A 249-nucleotide genomic window follows, 5' to 3' on the forward strand; every position below is an offset into this window, starting at 1 on the left:
TTGTATAGCTTCATATACTAAGTACAGATGATCTTGAATCATATAAATTGCTTTATATTCACTTAATTCTTTTTGTTTTTTCTGTAGTAATAGCTGTCGCATTTTGAACATAGTGGAAGAACAAAGAAAAATAGCAATTAACTGTCCATAAAGATGACATTCTAGACGCTCTCGCTTAATATTGTGACAATGATTGATACCAAAAAGAGATTTCCATGTTTTAAATACAATCTCTATTTGCCAACGTAG

The 249-nt window shown here is 29.7% G+C and carries 1 protein-coding gene; it reads right to left on the minus strand.

Features of this window, described 5'->3' with window-relative positions; translation table 11 throughout:
* A partial coding sequence (locus tag CN326_RS09795; RefSeq protein ID WP_141525017.1) for a transposase occupies positions 1–249 on the minus strand: 249 nt, incomplete at both ends.

The organism is Bacillus sp. AFS018417 (assembly GCF_002560985.1).
GTDB classification, from domain to species: Bacteria; Bacillota; Bacilli; order Bacillales; family Bacillaceae_G; genus Bacillus_A; species Bacillus_A rhizoplanae.